Below are 3444 nucleotides of genomic sequence, written 5' to 3'. Positions count from 1 at the left end.
GCCAGCTTCACCGTGTTGCGGGCATAGGCGATGGCGTGATCGGCAAAGCTGGATTGGCCAAAAAAGCCGCCATAAACCGGCTGGCCATTCTGGCTCATGGGCACCCGGCCATCCGAAAGCACGCCGCCATAATTGAGCGCCATGAAATTTGCGCAGTACTGCGGATGATCGTGGCTGCATTTGGTGCACGCGCCGCAGCTGGCATAGCTGAGCACGACACGGTCGCCGGGCGCAACGTGTGTCACGCCCTCGCCCACGGCCAGCACGGTGCCGGCGCCTTCGTGGCCCAGCACCTGCGGCAGCGGCGTGCCCTGTTCGTACCGCTGCACGCCGACATCGGTAAAACAAATGCCGCACGCTGCCAGCTTTACCAGCAATTGCCCCGGACCAGGATCGGCCAGCTCCACTTGCTCGATGGCGTAAGGCCCGCCGCGTTGGCGCAAGACGGCAGCGCGTGTGGTGGTTGGCATGCGAGCTCTCTCCGATGGATTCAATGCAGTGTCGCGCGCTGCGGTCGCCGTGACCAACCCGTGTAAATGCCAGCCGCCTGCCCCCCCGCTTGACCCCCCGCTTGACCACGCGCCCGCGCCCGTCCAGATACGGCGGCCATGGATACGCCCGCTGCCCCCCAGCCCAGTTTCGAAGACGCTCTGCGCGAGCTTGAAGACATTGTGCGCAAGCTGGAATCGGGCGATCTCAGCCTTGACGACAGCATACGCCTGTATGAACGCGGCCAGGCGCTGAAATCGCTGTGCGAAGCCAAGCTGAACGACGCCCGGATGCGGATCGAACAGATCCAGCAGAACGCCGCCGGCGAAGCCATCGCCGTCCGCCCCTTCGACGCGCAATAGGGGGCCGGTCATGGTGCAACCCTCGCTCAGCCTGAAACCGGCGCTCGATGCCATTGGCAAGGCCATCGACCAGCGTTTCGATCGGCTGCTGGCCGTGCCCGACGACAGCCGCGCCCGCCTGTATGACGCCATGCGCCATGCCGTGATCGGCGGCGGCAAGCGCATGCGCCCGCTGCTGGTGGTCGCCGCCTGCGACATCTTTCATGTCAACCGCGAACAGGCGCTGCGCGTCGCGTTGGCGATCGAATGCATCCATTGCTACAGCCTTATCCATGATGATCTGCCGTGCATGGACGATGATGATCTGCGCCGCGGCAAGCCCACCGTGCACAAGGCCTTCGACGAAGCCACCGCCGTTCTGGCCGGCGATTGCCTGCACGACCTCGCCTTTGAAATTCTCGCCGATCCCGCCACCCACGACGATCCGCAGGCGCGGCTGGAACTGGTCACCGAACTGGCCATCCAGTCCGGCCCGGCCGGCATGGCCGGCGGCCAAATGATGGATTTGGTGGCAGGCGACGTGACCTATGATCTGGCCGGAATCACCCGCCTGCAGCAATTGAAAACCGGCGCGCTGATCCAGTGGTGCCTCGAAGCCGGCGCCATCATGGGCCGGGCATCGGATGCCCACAAGAAAAGCCTGCGCGCCTATGCCCGCGACCTTGGCCTCGCCTTCCAGATTGCCGACGATCTGCTTGATGTCGAAGGCACGTCCGCCAAAACCGGCAAGGCCGTGCAGAAGGATGCTGCTGCCGGCAAGGCGACCTTTGTTTCGTTGCTGGGCGCCGAGCGCGCCCGGGCACAGGCCAATGCCCTGATCGATCAGGCCATCGGGCACCTGGCGGGCTTTGGCCCCGAAGCCGATCTTTTGCGCGCCATCGCCCGCTTTGCGGTTGAGCGTGACCGGTAAGGAGCAGGCTACATGACCCGCATTGGCGTTTATCCCGGCACCTTCGATCCCATGACCCTGGGACACATGGATATCATCCGCCGCGGCGCAAGGCTGGTGGACAGACTGGTGATCGGCGTGGCCACCAACCCGTCGAAATCGCCGATGTTCACGCTGGCTGAACGCAAGGCCCAGATCATCCGCGAGACGGCCGATATTGCCAATGTGGAAGTGGCTGATTTTGACGAACTGCTGATGTCGTTTGCTGAACGGCTGGGCGCGACGGTGATCGTGCGCGGCCTGCGCGGCGCCGGCGATTTCGAATATGAATTCCAGATGACGGGCATGAACCGCGCGCTCAATGACGATATCGAGCAAGTGTTTCTGATGGCCGATGTGGCGTTGCAGCCGATCGCTTCACGTCTGGTCAAGGAAATTGCTGTTTATGGTGGCGACATTCGCAAATTCGTTCCGCCCCGCATCGCCGACGACGTGGTGACCCGGGTGAGCGAGATGGGCATGAAAGGCCAATGATGCGTTGTTCGCTGCTGATCGCTGCTGTGCTGTCTCTGGTTGCCGGGCCTGCTGTAACGGGGGCCTTTGCCCAGGCGCAGCGCGTCGATCCCAAGGATCTCAAGGCGCCGCCCAAGCTGCCTGAAATGGCGGCGCCGTCAAACATTGCCGGCCAGATCGCGCAGGTTGACCTTGAAAATGTGCTGCTGCTCGACCTGTCATCTGGTGGGCGGGTGAAGATCGTGATGCGTCCCGATGTGGCGCCGAGGCATATCGAGCGCATCAAGACATTGACGCGTCAGGGCTTTTACGACGGCACCGTTTTCCACCGCGTGATTGATGGCTTCATGGCGCAGGGCGGGGATCCCACCGGCACCGGCACTGGCGGTTCCAAGCTGAACGACCTCAAGGCCGAATTCAACGATCTGCCGCACGTGCGCGGCGCGGCTGCAATGGCGCGTTCCCAGGGCGAGGACAGCGCCAACAGCCAATTTTACATTGTGTTGATGCCGGCGCTGAAGCTGGACCGCACCTACACGGTGTGGGGCCGCGTGGTGGAAGGCATGCAGTGGGCGGATGGCATCGAAAAGGGCGAGCCGCCCGAAAGCCCAAGCCGCATCATCAAGGCCAGCATCGCCGCCGACAAGGTGCCGCCGCCTGATTTTGCTGCTCTCAAAGCGGCTGCATCGCGAATTCCTGCCGGCGCGCTGGGCCTGCCGCTGCCAGCCAATGGCCAGCTGAAGCCTGCGGGGCCGCTGCCGCCGCGATAAGCGCCTTTCCCCACCTTTGCCAAAGGGCTGTTCCCCCGATGCTGGTTGACGATTTCGATTTCCATTTGCCCGAAGAACGGATCGCGCTGCGGCCGGTGAGCCCGCGCGACCGCGCCCGCCTGCTTACCGTGCGCGGGCGAAATGTCGGCGAACGCGGCGATTTTCACTTCACCGATCTGCCTGACCAGTTACGCGCTGGCGACGTGCTGGTGGTGAACGACACCCGTGTCATCCCGGCGCAATTGTTTGCGCAAAAGGGGGAGGCTGCCATCGGGGTGACGCTGCACAAGCGCGAGACCGCCAGCCGCTGGTGGAGCTTTGTCAAGAACGCCCGCCGTCTGAAGCCCGGCGACCGGGTCGATTTCGGCCACGGCGGCGGCACCGTACTGGTTGGCGAGGTGATCGAGAAAGCCGATGAAGG

The 3444-nt window shown here is 63.8% G+C and carries 6 protein-coding genes; 5 read left to right on the top strand and 1 reads right to left on the bottom strand.

The window, feature by feature from the left end:
• Window positions 1-470, bottom strand: a 470-nt coding sequence (locus ACESL8_RS05775) for an alcohol dehydrogenase catalytic domain-containing protein (protein ID WP_372916751.1), incomplete at its 3' end; no start/stop codon positions are given.
• A gap of 138 nt (window positions 471-608) precedes the next feature.
• Between ACESL8_RS05775 and ACESL8_RS05770 the strand changes: the two genes are divergently transcribed.
• From ACESL8_RS05770 to ACESL8_RS05750, 5 genes are all read left to right on the top strand, one after another.
• Window positions 609-851: an exodeoxyribonuclease VII small subunit gene (locus tag ACESL8_RS05770; RefSeq protein ID WP_372916749.1), complete on the top strand. Its 243-nt coding sequence runs from the start codon at window positions 609-611 to the stop codon at window positions 849-851.
• A gap of 10 nt (window positions 852-861) precedes the next feature.
• Window positions 862-1761 carry a polyprenyl synthetase family protein gene (locus tag ACESL8_RS05765; RefSeq protein WP_372916747.1) on the top strand — a complete coding sequence of 300 codons (900 nt, stop codon included), beginning with the start codon at window positions 862-864 and terminating at the stop codon, window positions 1759-1761.
• Window positions 1762-1773: 12 nt separating this feature from the next.
• On the top strand, window positions 1774-2274 hold the full coding sequence (gene coaD / locus ACESL8_RS05760) for a pantetheine-phosphate adenylyltransferase (RefSeq protein WP_372916745.1): 501 nt from the start codon (window positions 1774-1776) through the stop codon (window positions 2272-2274).
• On the top strand, window positions 2271-3023 hold the full coding sequence (locus ACESL8_RS05755; RefSeq protein ID WP_372916742.1) for a peptidylprolyl isomerase: 753 nt from the start codon (window positions 2271-2273) through the stop codon (window positions 3021-3023). The genes coaD and ACESL8_RS05755 overlap by 4 nt, the downstream gene beginning before the upstream one ends.
• A gap of 38 nt (window positions 3024-3061) precedes the next feature.
• Window positions 3062-3444, top strand: a 383-nt coding sequence (locus tag ACESL8_RS05750) for an S-adenosylmethionine:tRNA ribosyltransferase-isomerase (RefSeq protein WP_372916740.1), incomplete at its 3' end; no start/stop codon positions are given.

This window comes from Sandarakinorhabdus sp. (genome assembly GCF_041689835.1).
GTDB lineage: Bacteria > Pseudomonadota > Alphaproteobacteria > Sphingomonadales > Sphingomonadaceae > Sandarakinorhabdus.
This window is presented reverse-complemented; position numbering and strand designations above follow the sequence as displayed.

What these genes read in the sequence shown, in the direction of transcription:
- ACESL8_RS05770 (WP_372916749.1), top strand. Translation starts at nt 609, where the DNA reads ATGGATACGCCCGCTGCCCCCCAGCCCAGTTTCGAAGACGCTCTGCGC.
- ACESL8_RS05765 (WP_372916747.1), top strand. Translation starts at nt 862, where the DNA reads ATGGTGCAACCCTCGCTCAGCCTGAAACCGGCGCTCGATGCCATTGGC.
- coaD (WP_372916745.1), top strand. Translation starts at nt 1,774, where the DNA reads ATGACCCGCATTGGCGTTTATCCCGGCACCTTCGATCCCATGACCCTG.
- ACESL8_RS05755 (WP_372916742.1), top strand. Translation starts at nt 2,271, where the DNA reads ATGATGCGTTGTTCGCTGCTGATCGCTGCTGTGCTGTCTCTGGTTGCC.